Source organism: Luteolibacter sp. Populi, from assembly GCF_040801775.1.
Lineage (GTDB): Bacteria > Verrucomicrobiota > Verrucomicrobiia > Verrucomicrobiales > Akkermansiaceae > Haloferula.
Genome location: NZ_CP161812.1, coordinates 4,379,465 through 4,401,028, shown reverse-complemented (window position 1 = coordinate 4,401,028; position 21,564 = coordinate 4,379,465). Strand labels below are relative to the sequence as shown.

Here is a 21,564-nt window from a genome sequence, read left to right as displayed (position 1 = left end):
CATGGACATCATCATTCTCGGTATTTATTCGTTCTTCGTCTGGCTGATCTTCATCAAGTTCAAGTGGCTGCCTTGGAACATCGTCAGCCAGGTGATCGTGGTGACCATCCCGATTATCGGCCTGGTGACGATCATCCTGCTGCTGAACATTTACACGCCGTCATCATCGGATGTGCGGACGATCAACTATGTCGTGCCGATCGTCCCGCGGGTGACCGGGCAGGTGACGGAGGTGCCGATCGAGCCGAACCGTCCGATCAAGAAGGGGGAGGTGCTGTTCAAGATCGATCCGGTGCCTTTCGAGATCGCCGTGAAGGTGGCCGAAGCAGCCGTGGAGGAGGCGAAGGTCGCACTGGTCACCGCGGAGGCGGGGCAGCGCGGGCTGGAGTTTGAGGTCAAGAACGCCCAGGCCAAGAAGGCGGCGCTCGGCAGCCAGATGGCACTCGCGAAGAAGCGTGTCGACCAATTCGGGCAACTCGCCGGTGCCGGCGCGGGCCGCGGGGCCGACCTTGAGACCGCGCAGGCCGAACTCGCGACCCTGGAGAGTGAGATCGCCGGGGCGGAGGCCGCGGAATCCCAGGTGAAGCAGAAGCTCTCCGCGCTGACCGCGGCCGGGGAGATCGATACGGTGGCGCAGGCCAAGGCGAAGATCGCCAAGGCCGAGGCCGACCTGGCGAGCGCGAAGTATGACTTGGAAGGAACGGTCCACTACGCGCCTGCCGATGGCCGCGTGGCGAACCTGGCACTGCGGCCCGGGGTGCGCGCCTCACAGATACCGATGGCGCCGGTGATGAGCTTCATCGAGGACAACGACCAGTGGGTGGTCGCATTCTATCGTCAGAACGAGTTGCGCTACGTGGTGCCGGGGAACGAGGCGGAGATCTTCCTGAAGACCCACCCGGGCAAGATCATCAAGTGCAAGGTCGACTCGATCCTGTGGGCGACCGCGCAGGGCCAGATGCCGATCAGCGGCAACCTGCCGAACACCCAGGCCTATGGTGCGCCGGAACAACGCATCGCCGTGCGGCTGCTGATCGAACCGCAGGACCGCGAGATGTTCCTGGCCGCCGGCGTGCGTGGCGCGGGCGCAATCTACACCGAGCACGGCACGGCGCTGCACATCATGCGCAAGATCTTCGTGCGGGTCTCGACCAAGACCGACTGGTTTGTCCTGAAGCTCCACTGAGGCCACCCGATGAAAAAGCTCCTCTTTACCGGTAGCGCCGCCTGCATCGCCCTTGCGGCCTGCGCCTTGCAGACCCCGCCATCGGGCGCGGACATCCTGACGCCGGGCGCGCGTGCGAAGATCCCCGGCAGCTGGGGCGGCGGCCATCAGGGCGGCTCCGTGGTGCCGAACTGGATCGACACTTTCGACGACCCCGAGCTAACGCGGCTGGTCGAGTATGCGGTGGCCAGGAATCCCGACCTGGCCGCGGCTGCCGCGCGGGTGGAAGCCTCACGTGCCGCGGTGCGCGTCGCCGCTTCATCGCTCTATCCCCGTGCCGGCATCAAGAGCATGGGCGAGCATCAGGGGCGCGAGATCCTCGACCGCGCCGTCGATGTCGATCCGCCGGATCTCGGGAGCACCGGGGTGGACAACAGCGGTGGCTCGGCTGATACCAACACGAAGGACGATACTTCCACGCGCTGGGTCGCGGGCCTCGGTTTCGGGGCCTCGTGGGAGGCCGATGTCTGGGGCCGCATCCGCTCGAAGCGGGCGGCGGCGGAAGCGGATAGCGCGGCGCTGGAGGCGGACTACCAGTATGCCCGCCAATCGCTCGCCGCCTCGGTGGCGCGCGCCTATATCTCGACCATCGAGGCCTCGCAACAGGCGGCGAATGCGCAGGAGACGCTCGGGCTTTACGACGAGTATCTGAAGCTCACGGGGCTGCGCAAGGAACAGGGCCACGCCAGCGACTTCGAACTCGCCCAGATCAACTCGCGGACGGCCGGTGCCCGCGACACGATCCATGCGGCGGAGGCCGCGCGCGCGAAAGCGATCCGCGGCATCGAGGTGATCACCAGCCAGTATCCGGCGGGCAGGCTGCAGACGCGCGATACTTTTCCCCGCCAGCCGCGGGCGGTGCCTGCGGGCTTGCCTTCGCAGATCCTCGAACGGCGGCCGGATCTCATCGCCGCCGAGCGCCGTTTCGCCGCCTCCTTCCACCGGGTGAATGAGGCCCGCACCGCCCGCCTGCCACGCTTCGCCCTCAGTGCCTCGAATGGCATCGGCAGCGCCCATCTCGATGGCGTCGGCACGCTCGGGGCGGTGAACTGGAGCTTGGCCGGAGGCATCACGCAGCCGATCTTTTTCGGCGGCGAGCTCAAGGCCGCGCAGGACATCCGCACCGCCGAGCAGAAGGCGGCGGCCGCCCTCTACACCGGTGCCGCGCTACGCGCCTTCGAGGACGTGGAGGACGCGCTCGCCAACGAGTATTACCTGCGCCTGCGCGAAGAGGCATTGACCGAAATGGTCGAGCAAAGCGGCTCCGCCACGAAGCTTGGCCGCATGCAATTCGACCAGGGGCAGATCGACACGTTCGTGATCCTGCGACTCGCCGCCGAGAACCTGGCCGCGAAGGTCGAGCTCACCCAGATCCGCGCGTCCCGCCTGCGCGAGCGGGTGAACCTGCACCTCGCGCTGGGAGGGGATTTCAAGGGCAGCGCTTCGAAATAATAACCGCATCCAACCGAAACCAGATACCATGAAACTTACTCTGATCATTTGTTGCCTGGCTGCCACCCTGGCAGCGGGGCAGGAAGCCCCACCGCCCGATCTCGATGCCCGGCGCGAGTCGGTCGTCATCATCAAACAGAACCTGGCGATGCGGGAGAAGCGACTCGCCGAGGTGGGCGCGGAGATCCGCGAGAACGGCGCGACCATCGACAAGAAAGTCGGGGAGCTGGTGGACATGCTTGCGGGCCTCAAGGACTCCGAGTCTTCGAAACGGCGCGTTTCCGAAGTGAAGGGAGAAGCCATCGCGGGCCTGAAGCGGATGCTCCAAGTCTACAAGGAGGAGCGGAGGAAGATCGTCCAGAAGCTGGCGGGTGACAATTCGGCACCCTCCGAGGCGCTGAAGAAGGACATGGCGACGATCGATGCGCTCGCCGAGAAGCAAGTCGCCCGGATCCTGGAGCTGGTGAAGTCGATGCCCGGGGGCGAGGACATTTCGAAGAACGAAACCGATAGTACGGACAGAGTACAACGGCGTCTACTACGAGAACAGCCGGATCAGCGAAGAGTGGCGGCAGAACCGCCGCGACCGGGTGGAGTCCGAGAAGCAGCGGCGCGAGGTCCAGCAGGCGCTGGAGAAGGCCATCGCCGATCTCGGCCAACGCCAGGGGACGCTCAAAGCCGGACTGGCCGGTGGCAAATTGACGGCGGCGGAAAAGGAACTCTCTGAGCAGGAGCTGGGGCATGTCAGCCAGCTTCTCGGCCAGCGCAAAGCGCAGCTCGCGGAGGTCACGGCACCGTCCACAGCGGCCGAAGCCAGTGCCTCAAAAGGCGAGGCCGACGACCTGAAGGATCTTTTCAACAATGCCCGGCGCGACATTGCCGAGGATTTCGCCAAGACCATCCGTCTCTATCACTCCGCAGCCGCCGAGCGCGAACGGATCCACGCGGTGAAAGAGAACCTCGCGGAGCGTGAGAAGTGGCTCCAGGAGAACGATCCCGAAGCGAAGAAGGATCAATGACGGGGTGTGCCTCGAACCTTCCAGCAACATGCCTCGCCTTCTGAAGATGTTCATGCCGGCCTTTCTCGCCGCGCCGTTGTCCGCTACGGAACCTGCGCGCAAGCGCGAGTGGCAGCCGGTGCAGGAATACATCACCACCATCGATCCGAAGGACGAGGAGCGGAAGGGCATGGGGAAGGAGCAGCGGATCAATCCATTCCTCAGCTACACCGCGATCGGCACCGACTACGGCTTCCTCGGGCCGGATGCCTCGGTGCTGGCATGGTCGCCGCATCACATCCACGTGCGGCTCACCGATGGCCAGTGGGCCGGCATCTGGCACAGCCTGACCAAGCGCGGCATGGATGCGGACGCGATGCTGGACTTCCAGCGCTGCTACCCGCCATGGATCGCCGATGCTTTCCAACCGCGGATCACCGGCATCAAGTTGCGCGGCCATGGGACCGGCAAGATCAAGGTCGAGATCAAGACCGCCAATCAGGAGGTGATCTGGTCGGACGGCGGGATGGTCGAAAACAAGCAGGACGACATCGAGGCGTATCGCGAATTGCCGCGGCTGGGGAGGGCCAAGTATCTCAACTGGATCGCATCCACCGACAGCGAGTTGAGCGTGGACATGATCGGCCTGGAAGTGGAGATGCCGGCGCGGCCCTTCGACATGGAGGTCTTCCTGAAGTCCTACGCGAAACTCAGCATCTGCTACTCGATGAAGAGCGGCCTGGTGGCGGACCGCGCGCATATCGAGACCGGTGCCTTCGATTGCGTGCCCGCCTCCGGGATGTTCTGCCTGGCCACGGCGGCGGCGGCGGAGCATGGCATCACGGGCAAGGAATTCGCCCTCACGGTGCTGCGGCGGGTGCATGAGGCCGTGACCAGGCTGGAAGCGCCGCTCGGCGTGCTACCGCACTTCATCCGGCAGATCGATGGCCGCTACCGCATCCACCCCGGCACCGAATATAGCACGGTGGACACGGCGATCTACTACCACTCGATGCTGCTCGCGGCGCAGATGTTAGGGGACGCCGGGACCTTGCAGGCCGTGCTTCGCGACATGCGGCGTCTCGACTTCAAGCAGCTCCGCGATGCCGAGGGCTACATCTTCCACGGCCTCAAGGAAGATGGCAGTCCCTTGGCTGGAACGTGGCGCGATTGGGGCGGCGAGACCGCGCTGGTCCTGCTGCTGCAGCGAGCGGTAGCGGGCGCGGATGCTCCGGCGCTGATGCACAAGGACGGCAAGGTTTGGCAGGGCACGGGCTTCATCCCGGAGATCCAGAGCCTGTTCTATCCGCAGTTCGACAGCAAGGAAGCGGACCGCGTCAGCGGCAGGATCTGGCCCGAAACGCGTGGGGCTCTTCTTAAGAGACAGATGCAATATTTCGCGGGTGCCAAGGGATCGGTTGATCGCGCCTACGGCCTGTCTGCCGGCGAGGCGAGCCGTGGTCGCGGCTATCTGGTCTCCGGCGTGGATCTTCCCAGCCAAGAGGTCATCCACCCGCACTACATCCTGATGTCGTCGGGCATGGTGGAGAAGCCCGGCGATGTTTACTCGCTGCTACAGAAGCTCGAGGACTGCGGCTATTTCCCGCCGGTGGGTCTCGCGGAAAATATCCATATGACAACGGGCGAGCAACTGCCCATGCTCGGCTCGCTCAATGCCAGCTTCGAGGCCATCGCCGCCTGCCACCTGCTGGCCCGCCATCGCGCGCAGCCGGATCCGATCTATACGGCGGCGAAGAACTGCGCCCTGCTGAATGAAGCCATCACCTGGCTCTTCCCACCTTCACCATGAGTCCCACGCCCGTTCCTGAATTCGATCTTGTAGTCATCGGCGGCGGCCCGGCCGGTGCGAGTGCCGCGGCTGCGGCGGGCTTTCTCGGCAAGCGTGCCGCGCTGGTCGAGATGGCCGGGCTCCTCGGCGGCGCGGGCATCAATACCGGGACGATACCTAGCAAGACGCTGCGCGAGACGGCAGTGATGCTGAGCGGCTGGCGCTCGCGACGGCTTTTCGGAGTGGATCTCTCGCTGCAGCGCGCGGCCACCGTCGGCGATTTCATGTGCCATGAAAAGACTGTGACCGCCGGTGAACGCGCCCGCATGCAGGCGCTGCTCGATCTGCGCGGCGTGACCCGTTTCCGCGGGGCGGCCAGCTTCGTGGACCCGCATACGCTGCGGGTGGTGACGGACGGCACGGAGACCCTGCTGCGCGGCGGGAAGATCCTGATCGCCACCGGCTCCTCGCCGCTGCGTCCGCCGGAGTTCCCCTTCGACGACGACCGGATCCACGACTCCGACGAGATCCTGAAGCTCACGGTGATGCCGAAGAAGTTTGTCGTCATCGGCGGCGGGGTGATCGGCAGCGAATACGCCGGCACCTTCGCCGCGCTCGGGGTGGAGGTGCATCTCATCGATGGCCGCGAGGTGTTGATGCCCTTCCTCGATGCCGAAATTTCCGCGGCGCTCGCGAAGGCCATGGCGGCGAACGGGGTGCAGTTCCATTGGGGGGAACGGGTGACCGCTTGCGATGCCTCGCAGCCCGGCGATGTGATCCTCACGCTTTCGTCCGGGGCGAAGCTGGCTTGCGACGGGGTGCTGATCTGCGCCGGACGCCAGAGCAACACCGCCGCGCTCAACCTCGCTGCGGCAGGTATCACCGCAGGCAAGCGCGGACTCGTGCCGGTGAACGATCGCTATCAAAGCGAGGTCCCGCATATCTACGCCGCGGGCGACGTGATCGGTTCGCCGGCGCTGGCAGCCACGGGGATCGAGCAGGCGCGTGTCGCCATTGCCCACGCCTTCGGCTCGACCTTCAAGAGCGATCTCGCGACGATCTTGCCGACGGGAATCTACACGATTCCGGAAGCCAGCATGGCCGGCGAGACGGAGGCCTCGCTGCGCGAGAAGGGCGTGGACTTCATCGCCGGGCGTGCCCGTTATGCGGATATCCCGCGGGGCGAAATCATCGGTGATCCGACCGGCTTCTTGAAGCTGCTCTTCCGGCGCGAGGACATGCGCTTGCTCGGCGTCCACGTCATCGGCGAGCAGGCCACGGAGCTGGTGCACATCGGCCTTGTCGCCCTGCTCGCGGAAGCCGGTGCGGAGCTTTTCAACCGCGCCTGCTTCAACTACCCGACCCTAGGGGATCTCTACAAGAATGCGACCTACGATGCGCTCGCGCAGCGGGACAGCCAGTGAACGTCCCGCATCAACGAAATGAAATCGCCCGCGGCGCCCTGTGTTTCCAAGGACGTCGCGGGCGCTCGAAGGTTGACTACTGTTGCGGATGGATCCGCGTGATCTTGGAACCCTGTAGGCCCAGGCCGCCCATCAGGCCGCGCTGATTGAAGAAGAAGGCGTAGCTGCCCTTGTCGATGGTGGTGGTGCTCAAGGAGCCCGCCACGCCGCGGTCCACGACCACGAGGCTCGGGCTGCTGCCGACCTCCCAGCCTTCGTTGCGGTTGACGTTGCGGAAGGCTTCGTCGTCCATCAGGAACAACGCGTAGCCGAACTTCTGGACGCCGGCTTGCAGGCCGTAGGATGCGGCGGCGGTCTGGTAGTAGCCGCCGATCCGGCCGTCGTTGTAGATCAGCGCGCCATTGCCGGCCTGGGCTGCCACCACGACACCACCCTTGGTGATCGATGGAAACACGAGCACGCCTTTCGCCCGGTTGCCCAGCGCTTTCGCCTGGGGATTCTGGGCGTAGAGCGAGCGCAGCGCGGCGCGCGAGTCACGGGAGATCTGCGAGGCGCTGGCGCTCTCCTCGTTGGCTTGCGTGATCGGATTGTTGGCACAGCCCGGCAGAAGGGCGGAGGCCGCCGCGGCGACCAGGAGGAATGCGATGGTTTTCGATTTCATGGTTGGAGAGGGATAGTGGTTCATCGGCCTTTGCCGCTTTCCTTGAGATGCAGATGGAGGAGGCGGCGCAGCTCCTCGATCGTTTGCGGCATCTCGCAGGCACCGTGGGGGCCCGGGACCACGCATTCGGACTTCGCGTGGGTGAGATGGGAGCTCCAGTACTTGACCACGCCATCGGAGCTGAGGGGGCCGTCGCCCTTGCCGCGGTCGCCGAGGATGGTGTGGTACGGAGCTTCGATCGGGCGGGAATCGAGCGCCTTGAGCATGGGATTGGACGGCGACAAGCCGGTGACACTATTTGGCAGGCGGCCCTTTGCGCCGGTGGCGATGTCCATGGTATCGGCCATCGATTTGGTGAGCGTGCCGGTCAGATCGACCGGTAGGGAGATCAAGCGGCGTCCAAGCTCGCCGATCCGGCCGAGCGCCATCTCGCTGCCACGATGGGGCGTGCAGATGAAGATAAGCCGGCCCACGCGGGGGTTGGCTTTGAAGATGGTGGCGCGCTCGACCAAGCTGCCCTTTTCGACATGGGCGAAGAACTTGTCCGCCTTGTCCTTGCCGATCACATTCCATGCCTCGCGGTCCAAGGTCTCCGCCTGCATCCGCGACACGAGCCCGCCCATGCTGTGGCCGACCAGCACATACGGCCGGGCCTCCGGATGGAGCTGCTCGAATTTCGCCAACTCCTCACGCAAGCGGAGTCCGGAGTAGGCCGGGGGATTGCCGGTGGGATAGCCGAACACCAGGCACTGGTAGCGCGCGCGCAAGACGGGATCCTTCTCCACTTCATTGATCACGTTCCGCCACATCTGGGGCGTGGAGATGAGTCCGTGCACGAAGATCAGAGGGATGCGATCCGGGTCATAGGGCTCCAATTGGTAGAGCCCGGTGAGTCCCATGTAATGCGTCACGCGGAAGGCGCCCATCAGGCCGTTCCAGAGTTCCGATTTCTGGGGATAGTAGGCCAGCGGTGCGGAGAAATCGGCCTCCGGCACTTGCTGCTTTCCCGCCACGCCGAACTTTGGCCGCTTGCCCGCATCGATCAGCGTGAGGGTGGCGTCGCGACCCTTGAAGTCCACGAAGGCGGTGACGGGTGCGGCGATTCCCACGCGTGGCGAGAAGGCTTCCAGCGGTTCCGTCTTATGGACTCCCACCAGCGCGCCGCCGATGCCATCCTGATGGTTCCTCGAATGAATGGTGCCGTTGTCAACGTCGGCAGCGGGCTTGAAGCCGGTGAAGTATCGGGGACTCCAGACTCCATCTTTCGTTCCCGGAGCGAAGCGCAAGCGGTAGGTGATGCCATCGGCGGCGAGTGTCAGGGGCCGGTTCCACATCTTGCCCTGATCCGCATTGCGGAGCAGCACGGTGAGATCGGTGACCGCCTTGTTGTAGATCACACGGCCCGCTTCGCTTGAGCTTGAGGAGCCGAGCAATTCATAGGCTTCCGCGGCGGAGCGCAGGTAAAGGGCCGCGCGCTGCGCGTCGGGCGTGGTCTTCGTTCCCGCTTGCTTGAGGTGTACGGCCGCCGAGCGGTGGGAGGCTTCTTCAGGCGGCAGGGGTTTGCTGACGCAGCCGCTGAAGACGAGCGCCCCTGCGAACCAGAGGGAAATGGAATGGGATTTCATGGATGGGTCACAAGCGGGACGCAGGGTGGCAGAATGCCGGAGGCCCCGCCATTGGACCTTGGTAGCATGCCGGGGAGGAAAGACAGGGGACTCGATCCCGATCTGAAATTTGAGATCTGAGATTTCAGAGAAGTCATGAGGAAGAAGAGCACGGGAGCATGCTACTAAGGTCCAATAGCGGAGATGGGCGGATTCTGTCTGATTGGCTGGCAGTCATGAAGCGATTCCACGCGATTACAGCCGTCACGGCATTGTGCCTCTCCACGCCTGCTCTAACAGCGGCAGATGGCAACGACCTCGATCCCGATGCATGGCCCCGCACCTACAAGGTCGGCGGGGCGGAGGTGGCGATCTACATGCCGCAGATTCTCGAGTGGTCGGAGTTCCGCCATCTCAAGGCGAATGCGGCGATCGGGGTGAAGCTGGAGGGACAGGCGGAAGCGAGTTTCGGGGCCGCTGCTTTTGAAGCCGATACGGTGACCGACTTCGACCGCGGCAGCGTGAGCGTCGGCAAGCGCACGATTGCCGGCTTCCGTTTTCCCGAGATGGACGCGGCCACCGCGGCCAAGGCCGAGGCACTGGTCCGCTCGGTGCTGACCCCGGAGAGCGCGATGGAATTGCCGCTCTATGCGGTGACCGCAGCAGTGGATCGCGCGGACGCCAGCACGGACGACACGCCGGTGAGCTTCGAGCCGCCGCCGATCTTCTTCAGCGATTCGCCCGCTGTCATGGTGGTCTTCATCGGCGAGCCGAAACTGGAGCCGGTGAAGGGCGACGATCCCTCGCTGATGTTCGCCACGAACACGAACTGGGACCTGCTGATGGCGGGGACGGACTACTACCTCCTGGCGGGCAACCAGTGGCTGGTCACCAAGGATCTCGCCAAGGGTCCCTGGACCGCCGCCGCCACCGTGCCGGACTCCTTCAAGCAGCTTCCCGACGACGGCAATTGGAGCGAGGTGAAGTCGAAGCTCTTCGTGCTGCCGGGCGCGGCTACCACGCCGAAGGTCTTCGTTTCTAGCAGACCGTCCGAAATCATCCTTACCGAGGGCAAGCCGCAGCTCGCCCCGATCTCCGGCACCTCGCTGATGTACGTCGCCAATACCCAGAGCGACCTCTTCCTCGATACGGCGGACAAGACTTACTACCTGCTCACCGCCGGCCGCTGGTTCGGAGCGGCCTCGCTGGACGGCCCTTGGACAGCGGCCACCGGCAAGCTGCCGGAGGACTTCGCATCGATCCCGGCGGATCATCCGAAGGCGGACGTGCTGGTTTCCGTCAAGGGCACGCCTGAGGCCGATGAAGCCGTGATCCTGGCCTCGATCCCGCAGACCGCCACCGTCACCCGCGCGAATACGACGATCCAGGTGGCCTATGAAGGCGAGCCGAAGTTCAAGCCAGTACCGGGGACCGAAGGTATCGAGTTCGCCATCAACACCGACAGCGATGTCTTCCTCGTCGCCAAGCTCTACTACTGCTGCGAGAAGGGCGTCTGGTTCCAGGCTCCCGCCGCGACCGGAGCGTGGGCGGTCTGCGACAAGGTGCCTGCGCCGATCTACACCATCCCGCCGGAGAGTCCGAAGTATAACGTCACCCACGTCCATGTGTACGAGTCCAGTCCCGATACCGTGCAGGTCGGCACCACCTCCGGCTACTCCGGGGCCTACGTCGCGAATGGGCTGGTGGTCTTCGGCCTCGGCATGTGGCTGGGCCACGAACTGGCCGACAATGACGACTACTGGCACGGCCACTATTACCCGAAGCCCTATTGGTATGGCTACGGCTGCGGCGCGGCTTATCACCCGGGCAGCGGCTACTATCGCAAGGGTGCCCATTGCTACGGTCCCTACGGCGGGGCGGGTTACGGCGCGGCCTACAATCCCGCGACGGGTGCCTATGCCCGCGGTGCTTATGCTTACGGTCCGAATGGCGCGGTAGGCGCGAAGGCCGCCTACAATCCTTGGACCAATACGGCAGCCGGGCGCGTGGGTGCCAGCACTCCCTACGGTTCCTGGGGCCGTTCCGCGGTGGTCCGCGATGACGAGTGGATCCGCGGCGGCCATCGCTCGAATGCGAAGGGCACGGTCGCCGGCATCGAGACCTCGCGCGGCGGTGCCGCGGTGGGCGTGGACCGCAAGTATGGATCGGACGGCTTCGCGGGGAAGACCGCAGGGGGCGATGTCTATGTCGGCAAGGACGGCAATATCTACAAGAAGGATGCCGACGGCGGCGGTTGGCAAAAGCGCGGTGACGGTGGCTGGCAAGGTGCCCCGGACGTGCCGGCAGCCAAGCCCTACGCAACGGGCAACAACTCCAAATCCAAGGGCGACGCCACCGCCACCCGGCCCAATCCGCCGACGGCCCGGCCCGCCGACAAACCCGAGGGCGTGGCTCGCCCGACCCAGCCGGAGAAGCAGCCTGTTAGAAAACCGGACGCTGCGCCTCGGCCCGCCCAGCCTACGACCCGGCCGGGGAATAAAGGCGGAGGTTACACCAACCGCCAGGCCACGCCGTCCCAACTCAACCGCGATTCGTATTCCCGCGAGCGCTCCACCCGCCAAGCACCCGCTGCCCGCCAAAGCCGTGGCGGAGGTGGTGGTGGAGGAGGAGGCCGTGAGCGCCGCTGATCGTTTCCTTCATTCCCACATCCCTGACACGCACTACCATGAACATCCGATCCTATCTGTTCGTCCTCTGCGCCGCCGGCCTGACCGGCTGCCAGATGTTCGATGCCAAGCCCGCCGCCGATTCCGGCTTCAACAGATCCACCGCGCCGGTCAGCACGCGTGCGGGGTTCCTTCAGCAAGCGTGGGTCGCTCCCGCCTACCGGGGCAAGCCGGTGAAGGACCACTTCTCCTCGGTCTACATCGCGCCCGTGGACACCCGCTACATGGCCCGCCAGAGCTGGTGGCAACAGCAGGGCGAAAAGAAGAACGACCTGGCCAAGGATACCGACGCGCTGGCCCAGCGGATGCGGAGCCAGTTCAAGCAAGCCATCGCCCACTATCCCGGCGACAACATCCCGCTCGCCAGCGGCCCCGGCCCGGGCGTGCTCGTGATCGAACTGGCACTGGTCGAGCTGGTGCCTTCCAAGGCTTACTGGAATGCGGGTGCGACCGCCGCCGGCTTCGTGGTTCCGGGTGCCGGCCTGCTCTCGGCCGCGGGCCGCGGCAGCATCGCCATCGAAGGCCGCGCCCGCGATGGCGGAAGCAACACGGTCATCGCGACCTTCAAGGACCGCCGGGCCGACAAGGTCGCGCCGGTGAATCTGGGCAGCTATAGCTGGTATCATGGCGCGGAAGGTAACATCACCGACTGGGCCGCGGAATTCGCCGAACTGCTCAACACCCCGCCGGGCCATGTCGTCCAGCGTCCGAGTTCGGTGACACTCAAGCCTTGGTGATCGCTCAGGGCGGTCATTGAAACTCGACGCATCCACCGCAACCGCCAGCATTCGCTGCCATGAAGTTTCTCCGCATTCTTGGCTGCGTCTTGCTGGCCGGCCTTCTCCTCATCGCCTTCGCATGGGCCTGCGGAGCGCTCTACTATGACGGCCCGGGCAGCGTCTTCGCCGTGGTGAATGCGCTGGCCATCGCAGCCGCAATGCTCTTCGTCAAACGCTGGCGGATGAAGCTTGCGGTCTTCGCCGCGTGGTTCGCTGTCGTGCTCGGTTGGTGGCTCACCCTGAAGCCGGCGGTGGAGGCCGACTGGCAGCCCGATGTCGCGCAGCTCGCCTGGGCGGAGGTCAAGGGCGATGAGGTCACGCTGCACAATGTCCGCAACTGCGACTACCGTAGCGAGACCGACTACACACCGCGCTGGGAGACGCGCACGGTCCGGATTTCAAAGATCACCGGCATCGACATGGCGATCAACTACTGGGGCTCTCCGTGGATCGCGCATCCGATCGTGAGCTTCCAGTTCGCCGATGCGCCGCCGCTCTGCTTCTCGATCGAAACCCGCAAGAAGACCGGCCAGAGCTACTCGGCCATCGGCGGGCTCTACCGCCAGTTCGGCCTGATCTACGTCGTCGCCGACGAGCGCGATGTCGTTCGCGTCCGCACCAACTACCGCAAGGGCGAAGAGGTCTACCTCTACCGCTTAACGATCGCGCCGGAGAAGGCCCGCGAGCGCTTCCGCGAATACCTGGCCTCGCTCAACCAGCTTCGCGAACAGCCGCGCTGGTACAATGCCATCACCACCAACTGCACGACCGCCATTCGTAGCCAGCACCCCGCTGCGGAAAGGCTCCCTTGGGATTGGCGCATTCTGCTCAACGGCAAGGGCGACGAGATGATGTACGAGCGCAAGGCCATCGTGAGCGGCGGCCTCCCCTTCGCGGAATTGAAGAAGCAGTCCTTGATCAACCCCGCCGCGCTCGCCGCGGGCGACTCTCCCGCCTTCTCCGAGAAGATCCGGGCCGGATTACCGGGTATGAACGTGCCCGCCCCGGAGTAGCGACTCCCGGTTGCATCGGCACCGAACCCGAACAGATTGCGGGATGACGAATCGTCCCCTCTTCCACTTCCTGGCTGCCATGCTAGCTGCAGGAGTTCCTCTCCTTCACGCCCAGGACGCCTCGCTGGACAAGCTTCCCGCCCTGGACGCGAAACTGACCGGCTACGCCTACCCCTTCGAAGTCAACGCGCTTCCGCTCACGGAACAGGGACAAGCCCTGACCATGGCCTACATGGATGTGAAGCCGGGGGACGCGGCGAACGGGAAGACCGTGCTGCTGCTTCACGGCAAGAATTTCTCCGGCTCCTACTGGGAGCGCACGGCGAAGGATCTCTCCTCGCGCGGATTCCGCGTGGTCATCCCGGACCAGATCGGCTTCGGCAAATCGAGCAAGCCGACCGATCTCCAGTACAGCTTCCAGATGCTGGCCGCGCAGACGAAGGCGCTGCTGGACCATCTGAAGATCGAAAAGGCCGAGGTGGTCGGGCACTCGATGGGCGGCATGGTGGCGACACGATTCGCGCTGATGTTCCCCGCCGCCACGGACAAACTGGTGCTGGTCAATCCGATCGGCCTGGAGGACTGGAAGCGCAAGGTCCCCTACCAGGGCATCGACGCCGCAACCGCGGCGGAGATGAAGAAGGGGCCGCAGGACGTGAAGGACTACATGCGCACCGTCTACTTCGACGGCAAATGGAAGGAAGAATACGATGACCTGCTGGCGATCCAGGCCGGCTGGCTGAAGGGGCCGGACAAGGCGGCGATGGCGCGGGTCACGGCAATGACCTCGGACATGGTGATGACCCAGCCGGTGCTCTACGAATTCCCGGATCTGAAGGTGCCGACCTTGCTCATCATCGGCGAGCGGGACCGCACCGCCATCGGCAAGAACCTCGTGCCGAAGGAAGTGGCGGCCACGCTGGGGCAGTATCAGGAACTCGGCAAAGCCGCGGCGGCAGCAATTCCCGGTGCGAAGCTGGTCGCGCTTCCCGGCATCGGCCACGCCCCGCAGGTCGAGGCGTATGATGACTACCTGAAAGCGCTGCTGGATTTCATCAAGTAGGCGGGGACCATTCTCCGAAAGGTCAGGCGGGGGACGGTTTGAATTCTCGTAACAAGATCGATCCACTTCGGGTAGCCGCCATCCGCCGGACCGCTCGGAGAGCGGTCCCTGCCTTTGCAGGCCGCCGTCAGCTTTCCGTCTTCGCTTTGGTCAGGCGCTTGCGAGCTTCCTCCAGCACCGCCTTCTGCGCGTCATCCACTTCCGGGAGGTGTAGGTCGAGGGAGTCGAGCGCCTCCACGATCGCGGCGGCGACGACAATCCGCGTGTACCACTTGTGATCCGCGGGAATGACGAACCATGGCGCGTCCTTGGTCGCGGTGTTGCGGATCGTCTTTTCGTAGGCCTCCTGATAGTCTTTCCAGTGTTCGCGCTCGTCGACATCGCCCATGCGGAACTTCCAGTTCTTCTCCGGCTCATCGAGGCGCGAAAGGAAGCGCCGCCGCTGCTCGCCCTTTGAAATGTGGAGGAAGAATTTGAGCACCAGCGTGCCATTGCGCGCGAGGTGCTTCTCGAATCCGCGGATGTCATCGAAACGCTCGCTCCAGATCTCATCCGTGACCAGAGAGGGCGCGAGCTTCTGCGCGGCGAGGATCTTGGGATGGACCCGGGCGACGAGGGTTTCCTCGTAGTAGGAGCGGTTGAAGATGCCGATCCGGCCGCGTTCCGGCAGCTCGGTCATGCAACGCCATAGCCAGGTGTGATCCTGCTCGCGCGCGCTCGGCACGCCGAAGGCCGTGACTTGGCAGCCCTGCGGATTGATGCCGGACATCACGTGCTTGATCGCGCCGTCCTTGCCCGCGGCGTCCATCGCTTGGAAAATCAGGAGCACCGACCAGCGGTCCTGTGCGTAAAGCCGCTCCTGCATCGTGGCCAAGGCGATCTTGCCCTGTGCGAGCGCCTCTTCCCCGAGCGCCTTGTCCCCCTCGGACCAATGGCCGGTGTCACCGGGGTCGGTGTCCTTGAGGCGGAAGTCCTTGCCGTCATCGACGCGGTGACGTCCGGCAATCTTGCGGCACTGGCGGATGAGTTCCTTGGTCTTATCGTCCATGGCAGTCGGGCAGGTTCGGGATGTGGTCATGAGACTTAGCACCGATTCGGGCGCTGCCTATGCCACATTCTGCGCATGCCGCGAAATTCGCCGTCAGGCAGTGGCCTCCGCTCTCTCGCGGAGCCGCATATAGACCGGGCATTCACCGGCCACTTCGCGAACCTCGGTGATCATGCCGTGCTTCAAGAGCGGCGAGGTCTTGGCAATCGCCACCGCCTCCTCCTCGCTCTCCAGGTGCAGGGTCAGGAAACCGGCCACCGCCTCCTTCGACTCCACGAACGGGCCATCGAGCACCGTCACGGCACCGTTGCGGATCATCACCGACTTCCCGCCTTCCATCAGCGGGTTACCCGCAACCACCTTCCCGCCCTTCACGAGGGAGTCGAACCACTCGGTGACCTCGCCCATGATCCTGTTGATCTCATCGGGCGAAAGGCCCTCGTCCCACATTCCGTGGCGGAACAACAACATGTACTGCTTCGGGTCGCGCTGCGGGTTTTCCTCGGATCCGACCGGGTAGTGATTCTTCAGTGGCATGACGGGTTGGAGTGCGAGTTGTTAGATTGCCGGATGCTCAGGGCTTCGCCGGCGCTTCGGCTACAGCCTTCATTTGCGCGAGGCCCTTCTCGAAGTCCCCGCCAACCATCTTGTCCATGTTCATGAACAGTCCGAAGGCCTTCGCCATGAAGTTGTTCTTCCCCGACATGGTCCAAGTGACCTTGGTTCCGGGACCTTCGGGCGTGAATGTGAAAACCGTGTCACTGGTCGCGGCCATCGGCTTGATGAACTCCAGCTTGATCTTCACCAGTTCCGCCGGACGGCTGTCCTCGATGGTCATCTTCCCCTCGCCCACCTTGCTGTTGCCAACCCAGCCGTACTTCGCTCCGACCCCCGATTCCGGCCCCTCGAAGGTCCTCTTCAGCGCGGGATCGAGTTTCTCCCACGGCGACCAGGCTTCCCACTTGTGGAAGTCATTCACCTGGCCGAAGACGGTGGCCGGCGGCGCGCTGACCGTGGCCGAACGCTCGACCTTGAAGTCCGGCGGCTGCATCGCGATCACGCCAATCAGGATGAGCAGAATGGCGGCGAGACCTAAGAGGATTTTGCGGAGCATGGCGGGGGAAGGGCTAGGGTTACGAGATGGGGCTCAAGGCAGGACATTGATCATCCAAGCGACGCCGAAGCGGTCCGTCACCATGCCGAAGCAGGGCGACCAGAAAGTCTTGCCCAGAGGCATGCCGATTTCACCACCCTCCTTCAGCGCATTGAAGATCCGATTGGCATCCGCCTCGGTGGCGGGATTCAGCGAGAGCGAAAGGCCGTTGAATTTGGAACCCGTGGTGCCTTCGGTGCATTGCCCGTCGGACAACATCAGCACACTGTCGCCGATCTTGATGCTGGAGTGCATGATCTTGTCGTCGGGTGGCGGCGGCCCGCCGCCCTCGCACTTTTCGGGAGATTCGCCGAAGCGCATCATCATCTGAACCTCGGCACCCAAGGTCGTCTTGTAGAATTCGATGGCTTCTTCACAACGGCCGTTGAAGCCCCAGAGGTATGGTTCGATTTTCATGTGGATAGGTTGGAGTGATTGGTTTCATCGCAATGACGGACCGGCACCCCGATTCAGGACAGCCTCTCCGCAAATTCCGGAAAAAAGTCCTTTCAGGCTTCGACGATCGTCTTGAATCCGCCATAGGCCATCTTCTTGCAATCGAAGGGCATGCCTTCCGCACCGCACATTTCGTTCATACGCGGATCCGCCATGACCTTCGCGTTCACCTCGTCGCGATGTTCCCGCGACTTGTAGGTGATGAAGGCGAAGACCACGGTTTCATCCGGCCCTGCATTGGCCAGCGCCGGAAAGTTCAGCACGTCCTTGATCTCCAGGTCATCGCCGATGCATTCCCGGTACTCCAAGGCACCGTATTCCTTCCAGACCTTCGAGGCCTTCCCGGCGATCTCCTTGTAGACCTCGATCTTGTCCTTGGGCAGCGGCAGCACGAATCCATCAACGTAGAGTGACATGGTCAGTATTTTGTTAGGTTTATAGGGAAAAGGTTCAGTCGTTTTTGCAGCAGGACGCCTTGCCGCTCTCGGCATAGCGGTCGTGGTAGCGCACCCAGTCCTTGCCATCGCCCTCTTCATTGCTGCCTAGCGGCGTGAGGTCCAGGTAGTTGAAGGAACCGATCAGCATCTCGAGGCCGCGCGTGTAGGTGGAATAGGTGTGATAGACGTTCCCCGCCTCGTCCTTGATGAAGACGCTCAGGCCGGGAAGCTCCTCGAAGAGATAGTCGGAGGTGCCGAAGTTGTAATTGATCTTGCCGCTCTTCACTTCTTCCGGAGTGAAGGTCACGCCGTAGTCGCGGTTGAAATCCGTGCCGTCGGAGGAAACCCAATCGAAGTCCCAGCCCATCCGCTCCTTGAAGGGCGCGATGTCCTTCCACGGTGCGCGCGACACCGCCACGATCATCACATCGTGATGCTTGATGTGCTGAAGCGGTCCTTCGATGTGGTCGGCTTGGAAGGAGCAGCCCATACAGGCTTCCTTATCGCCCGGCGTGAACATCAGGTGATGGACGATCAGCTGGCTCCGCCCTTGGAAGAGATCCGCTAGCTTCACCTTCCCCTGCGGCCCCTCGAAAACGTAGTCCTCCCCGACCTTCACCCATGGCAGTTCCCGCCGCTTCGCGCTCAAGGTGTCCCGCTCGCGGGTCAGCCTCTTCTCTTCCACGAGCAGCGCCTTCCGCGCGGCCAGCCATTCCTCACGGGATACCACGGCGTGCGCCGCGGCCTCTTTTTCAGATCGTTCAATGGTTTGCGTGCTCATGGTCGTCCTTTCAACAGCACGACGAACGGGAAATCCCGATCAGGACACCCCTCCGCATATTTCAGGACGCTCCACCTCAATTTTCCCTTCGGCAAGAAAAGATCGCGCAAGCATCCCGGGAACTCGGCTCCGCGCCGGAATCGTCACACTCCCTCGAACCTGCCCGCCTCACGGTTCTTCCGGACCTTCCCGGCCGGGAAGACGGTCCCGTTCATCGCCAAAAACACGCCTTCCGGCAGCGATTGGACCGCACCGAGGGCCAAGCCCAGATTGAAAACCGCGTCCGTCACCCGGAACCGCGCCGGGGCCAGTGCGCCCGTCAGAACGATCGTTTTGCCCGGAATCCCCTGCAAGGCTTCCGCGGTCACGCTCATCGTGTCCGTCCCATGCGTGATCAGGATCCGCGTCTCTTCCGCCGCCTCGCAGGCCGCGCGGATCGCCACCCGCTCCTCCTCCCCCATCTCCAGGCTATCCTTCCGAAGCAAGGGCAACAGCCGCCATTCCAGCGTCACTCCCGCCTCCCGGAAAACGTAGGGCACGGTCGGTTCCCCTACTTCATATTCCGAGGAAGCGTCGAAATACACCTTGTCGATGGTGCCGCCGGTGGTGAGGACGAGGAGCATGTGCAGGGGATTCCAATCCCCCGGGCCCGGCTTTGAAATCTCAAATCTCAAATCTCAGATCTCAGATCTCAGATCTGGAATCTGGAATCCGGCCTCTCCTTCCCTCTCACGCCTTCGGCAGGAAAAACGCCCGCTGCTTCTCCGAAATCGGCAAGCCCAGTTTTTCCATCACTTCCAGCATGTCCTCCCACACGCGCCGCTTGTCCTGCGCCCCGGAATTGTTGTGAAGCAGATAGGCCGGGTGGTAGGTCACGCGCACCGGGATCCCGGAAAATTCGTGCCAGCACCCGCGCATCGCGCCGACCGATCCGGTCAGGCCCAGCAGGCCCTCGGACGCCGTCGCGCCCAGTGCCACGATGCAGCGCGGCTTCACGATCTCCACCTCGGCGCGCACGAAGGAGATGCAGGAAGCCATCTCCTCCAGGGTCGGCTTGCGGTTGTTCGTCGTCTGGCCGCCGGTCGCCGGGCGGAATTTGACGATGTTCGAAATGTACACCGACTCCCGCGCCATCCCCATCGCCTTCAAAATGTCGTTCAGCTTCTGCCCCGCCGCGCCCACGAAGGGCTCGCGCTGCTGCTCCTCCTGATAGCCGGGGGCCTCGCCGACCAGCATCAGGTCGGCCTCGGGATTGCCGGTTGAAAAGACCATCGTCCCCCGCAGCGTGCCCAGCTTCCGCGCCGGTTCCCAATTCTCCGCCTGTTTCGCCAGCGCCGCGATCCGCTGCGCCGCACTGCCGTCCGCCGGGGCCTCGATCACCGGCACGAAAACCGCGGGCTTCTCCACCTTGGGCTCTTCCTCCGTCAGCACCGCCCTCGCCGGCTCTTCCCTCATAGGAACCGCTGCTGCCTTCGCCGGGTTTTTTGCACGCCGGTGAAGTTCCCGGAGAAGAACCTTCGCCTCCTCGTCGAGGTGAACTGTCTTCACGCCGCGTGTTTCCTCGCCGCGCAAGAACTCGATCAAGGCATCCGCTCCGCTCACGGAAGCGATCCTAGCCATCCGCCCGCCCCGCGCAATCCTGCCTTTCCATTCAAATTCAGGATTCCCCCGATTCCGATTCTCCCCCCGCTTGTACTTGCCCCATCCCCCTTTTTTCGCGCATCGTGCCATCGCGACCAACGCCTTCATTCCATGTTCCGCCGCATCTCCAATCTCATCAAAGGCTTCCTCGGACTCTTCATCGGAGGGATCGAGAAGAAGAACCCCGAGGCCCTGCTCGACGTGGAGAAGGAAAACCTGCGCAAGCAGATCAGCGAATTCAACGCCGGTCTCGCCGCCCATGCCGGTCTGGTGGAGCGCCTGATGGGCCAGGTCCGCAAGCTCAACACCGAGGAGAACGAACTCAAGGCCCGGACCAAGGCCCTGCTCCAGGCCGGCCAGCGCGAAGCCGCCGGCGAAGTCGCCCTGCGGTATAAGAATACCGACCAGCAGCACGCCGAACTCACCGCCCAGCTCGAATCGGCCGAAACCCGCTACAAGGAACTCGTCCGCGCCCGCGACGTCGCCGTGAAGGCCGCCCGCGACAAGATCGAGAGCCTGCGCCGCGGCATCGATGACATGAAGGTCCAGAAGGCCATGGCCGAACTCAACGAAATGGCAGCCGGCATGGTCGGCTCGCTCGGCGGTTCCGGCGACACTCTCAACCGCCTCGAGGAAATGGTCGAGGACGAGCGCACCAAAGCCGCCGGTCGCGCCCGCGTGGCCAAGGACAGCGTCGACCTGAGCGGCACCGTGCTCCAGGAAGCCGAGCAAAAGGCCCTCGCGGACATGGCGCTCGCCGACTTCGCCGCGGCCGAAGGCATCGAGCTCAAGCCGACCGAGTCCACCCCGCAGGCCCCGCCCGCCCAAGGCACCATGGGCCCCGTCAGCCAGTAATCTGCTTGCGGACGCGCTTGGAATTCCCGGCCGGAGCAACTTGCGCCGGCTTCAGCCTCTTCGTTGGCGCTTGGAACTTTCCGATTCTAACCTTCCACCCACATGGATCCCCAACTTCCCGCTCCCTATCGCGGTGCCGAGCGCTGGTATTCCGCGCCGAGCCTCTGGCGGAAGCTCTCCCGCTGCGCCCTCGTCGCCGGTCGCAAGACGGTCCTGACCGCCATCACCCTCTACCACTGCCTGCGGGATAACGACACGCCCGCCTGGGCGAAAGGTGTGATCATGGGTGCTCTCGGCTATCTCGTGCTACCCGTGGACTTGGTCCCCGATATCATTCCCGGTGCTGGCTACGGCGACGACTGGGCCGCCCTGGTCGCCGCCCTCGGCACCGTCGCCACCTACGTGAAGGACATCCACAAGGTGAAGGCCGCCGCCCAGACCGAAAGACTCTTCGGTCTGAAGGGGCATTGATGAAGACCGGGGACGAGCTCGTCCCCG

Annotated in this window: 22 protein-coding genes; 12 read left to right on the top strand and 10 right to left on the bottom strand. The window is 64.0% G+C overall.

Annotation, left to right across the window (positions count from 1 at the left end):
- Position 1: 1 nt before the first annotated feature.
- Genes ABWK72_RS17920 through sthA form a run of 6 tightly spaced genes read left to right on the top strand, consistent with a single transcriptional unit; the run spans position 2 to position 6,888 of the window.
- On the top strand, positions 2-1,186 hold the full coding sequence (locus ABWK72_RS17920; protein WP_367870940.1) for an HlyD family secretion protein: 1,185 nt from the start codon (positions 2-4) through the stop codon (positions 1,184-1,186).
- A gap of 9 nt (positions 1,187-1,195) precedes the next feature.
- A complete protein-coding gene (locus ABWK72_RS17915) occupies positions 1,196-2,677 on the top strand; it encodes a TolC family protein (protein WP_367870939.1) in 1,482 nt (493 codons plus the stop codon).
- A 28-nt stretch (positions 2,678-2,705) separates the two neighbouring features.
- Complete coding sequence (locus ABWK72_RS17910) at positions 2,706-3,404, top strand: hypothetical protein (protein WP_367870938.1); 699 nt, start codon at positions 2,706-2,708, stop codon at positions 3,402-3,404.
- Positions 3,376-3,696 (top strand): hypothetical protein, encoded by a 321-nt coding sequence (locus tag ABWK72_RS17905; protein WP_367870937.1) that lies wholly within the window; start codon positions 3,376-3,378, stop codon positions 3,694-3,696. Before ABWK72_RS17910 ends, ABWK72_RS17905 begins: the two co-directional genes overlap by 29 nt.
- A 28-nt stretch (positions 3,697-3,724) precedes the next feature.
- Complete coding sequence (locus tag ABWK72_RS17900; protein ID WP_367870936.1) at positions 3,725-5,485, top strand: hypothetical protein; 1,761 nt, start codon at positions 3,725-3,727, stop codon at positions 5,483-5,485.
- Positions 5,482-6,888 carry a Si-specific NAD(P)(+) transhydrogenase gene (gene sthA, locus ABWK72_RS17895; RefSeq protein ID WP_367870935.1) on the top strand — a complete coding sequence of 469 codons (1,407 nt, stop codon included), beginning with the start codon at positions 5,482-5,484 and terminating at the stop codon, positions 6,886-6,888. The genes ABWK72_RS17900 and sthA overlap by 4 nt, the downstream gene beginning before the upstream one ends.
- Positions 6,889-6,964: 76 nt before the next feature.
- Here the strand turns inward: sthA and ABWK72_RS17890 are convergent, their stop codons facing one another.
- Both ABWK72_RS17890 and ABWK72_RS17885 read right to left on the bottom strand, forming a co-directional pair.
- The gene (locus ABWK72_RS17890; protein ID WP_367870934.1) at positions 6,965-7,549 is read right to left on the bottom strand and encodes a YSC84-related protein; all 585 of its coding nucleotides are present in this window, start codon (positions 7,547-7,549) and stop codon (positions 6,965-6,967) included.
- A 20-nt stretch (positions 7,550-7,569) separates the two neighbouring features.
- Entirely contained in the window at positions 7,570-9,174 is a 1,605-nt protein-coding gene (locus ABWK72_RS17885) for an esterase/lipase family protein (RefSeq protein WP_367870933.1), read from the bottom strand.
- 215 nt (positions 9,175-9,389) lie between these two features.
- Here ABWK72_RS17885 and ABWK72_RS17880 point away from each other — a divergent pair, with 215 nt between their 5' ends.
- Genes ABWK72_RS17880 through ABWK72_RS17865 form a run of 4 tightly spaced genes read left to right on the top strand, consistent with a single transcriptional unit; the run spans position 9,390 to position 14,695 of the window.
- A complete protein-coding gene (locus ABWK72_RS17880) occupies positions 9,390-11,801 on the top strand; it encodes a hypothetical protein (protein WP_367870932.1) in 2,412 nt (803 codons plus the stop codon).
- A gap of 38 nt (positions 11,802-11,839) precedes the next feature.
- The gene (locus tag ABWK72_RS17875) at positions 11,840-12,577 is read left to right on the top strand and encodes a DUF3313 family protein (protein ID WP_367870931.1); all 738 of its coding nucleotides are present in this window, start codon (positions 11,840-11,842) and stop codon (positions 12,575-12,577) included.
- A 59-nt stretch (positions 12,578-12,636) separates the two neighbouring features.
- Positions 12,637-13,632, top strand: coding sequence for a DUF4105 domain-containing protein (locus ABWK72_RS17870; RefSeq protein WP_367870930.1), 996 nt, complete (start codon positions 12,637-12,639; stop codon positions 13,630-13,632).
- A gap of 43 nt (positions 13,633-13,675) precedes the next feature.
- A complete protein-coding gene (locus ABWK72_RS17865) occupies positions 13,676-14,695 on the top strand; it encodes an alpha/beta fold hydrolase (RefSeq protein ID WP_367870929.1) in 1,020 nt (339 codons plus the stop codon).
- A gap of 127 nt (positions 14,696-14,822) precedes the next feature.
- Here the strand turns inward: ABWK72_RS17865 and ABWK72_RS17860 are convergent, their stop codons facing one another.
- From ABWK72_RS17860 to ABWK72_RS17825, 8 genes are all read right to left on the bottom strand, one after another.
- A complete protein-coding gene (locus ABWK72_RS17860) occupies positions 14,823-15,743 on the bottom strand; it encodes a polyphosphate kinase 2 family protein (protein WP_367875354.1) in 921 nt (306 codons plus the stop codon).
- Between the two features lie 93 nt (positions 15,744-15,836).
- Positions 15,837-16,280, bottom strand: a complete 444-nt coding sequence (locus ABWK72_RS17855; protein ID WP_367870928.1) for a YciI family protein — start codon at positions 16,278-16,280, stop codon at positions 15,837-15,839.
- A gap of 37 nt (positions 16,281-16,317) precedes the next feature.
- Positions 16,318-16,857 carry an SRPBCC family protein gene (locus tag ABWK72_RS17850; RefSeq protein ID WP_367870927.1) on the bottom strand — a complete coding sequence of 180 codons (540 nt, stop codon included), beginning with the start codon at positions 16,855-16,857 and terminating at the stop codon, positions 16,318-16,320.
- A gap of 33 nt (positions 16,858-16,890) precedes the next feature.
- Positions 16,891-17,313, bottom strand: coding sequence for a VOC family protein (locus ABWK72_RS17845; protein ID WP_367870926.1), 423 nt, complete (start codon positions 17,311-17,313; stop codon positions 16,891-16,893).
- 92 nt (positions 17,314-17,405) lie between these two features.
- Positions 17,406-17,768 (bottom strand): DUF1428 domain-containing protein, encoded by a 363-nt coding sequence (locus tag ABWK72_RS17840; RefSeq protein ID WP_367870925.1) that lies wholly within the window; start codon positions 17,766-17,768, stop codon positions 17,406-17,408.
- 34 nt (positions 17,769-17,802) lie between these two features.
- Positions 17,803-18,570: a DUF899 domain-containing protein gene (locus ABWK72_RS17835; protein WP_367870924.1), complete on the bottom strand. Its 768-nt coding sequence runs from the start codon at positions 18,568-18,570 to the stop codon at positions 17,803-17,805.
- 143 nt (positions 18,571-18,713) lie between these two features.
- The gene (locus tag ABWK72_RS17830) at positions 18,714-19,199 is read right to left on the bottom strand and encodes an asparaginase domain-containing protein (protein ID WP_367875353.1); all 486 of its coding nucleotides are present in this window, start codon (positions 19,197-19,199) and stop codon (positions 18,714-18,716) included.
- 100 nt (positions 19,200-19,299) lie between these two features.
- A complete protein-coding gene (locus ABWK72_RS17825) occupies positions 19,300-20,172 on the bottom strand; it encodes a uracil-DNA glycosylase (protein WP_367870923.1) in 873 nt (290 codons plus the stop codon).
- Between the two features lie 150 nt (positions 20,173-20,322).
- Between ABWK72_RS17825 and ABWK72_RS17820 the strand changes: the two genes are divergently transcribed.
- Both ABWK72_RS17820 and ABWK72_RS17815 read left to right on the top strand, forming a co-directional pair.
- The gene (locus ABWK72_RS17820; RefSeq protein ID WP_367870922.1) at positions 20,323-21,066 is read left to right on the top strand and encodes a PspA/IM30 family protein; all 744 of its coding nucleotides are present in this window, start codon (positions 20,323-20,325) and stop codon (positions 21,064-21,066) included.
- A gap of 102 nt (positions 21,067-21,168) precedes the next feature.
- Positions 21,169-21,537, top strand: coding sequence for a YkvA family protein (locus ABWK72_RS17815; protein ID WP_367870921.1), 369 nt, complete (start codon positions 21,169-21,171; stop codon positions 21,535-21,537).
- Positions 21,538-21,564 lie beyond the last annotated feature (27 nt).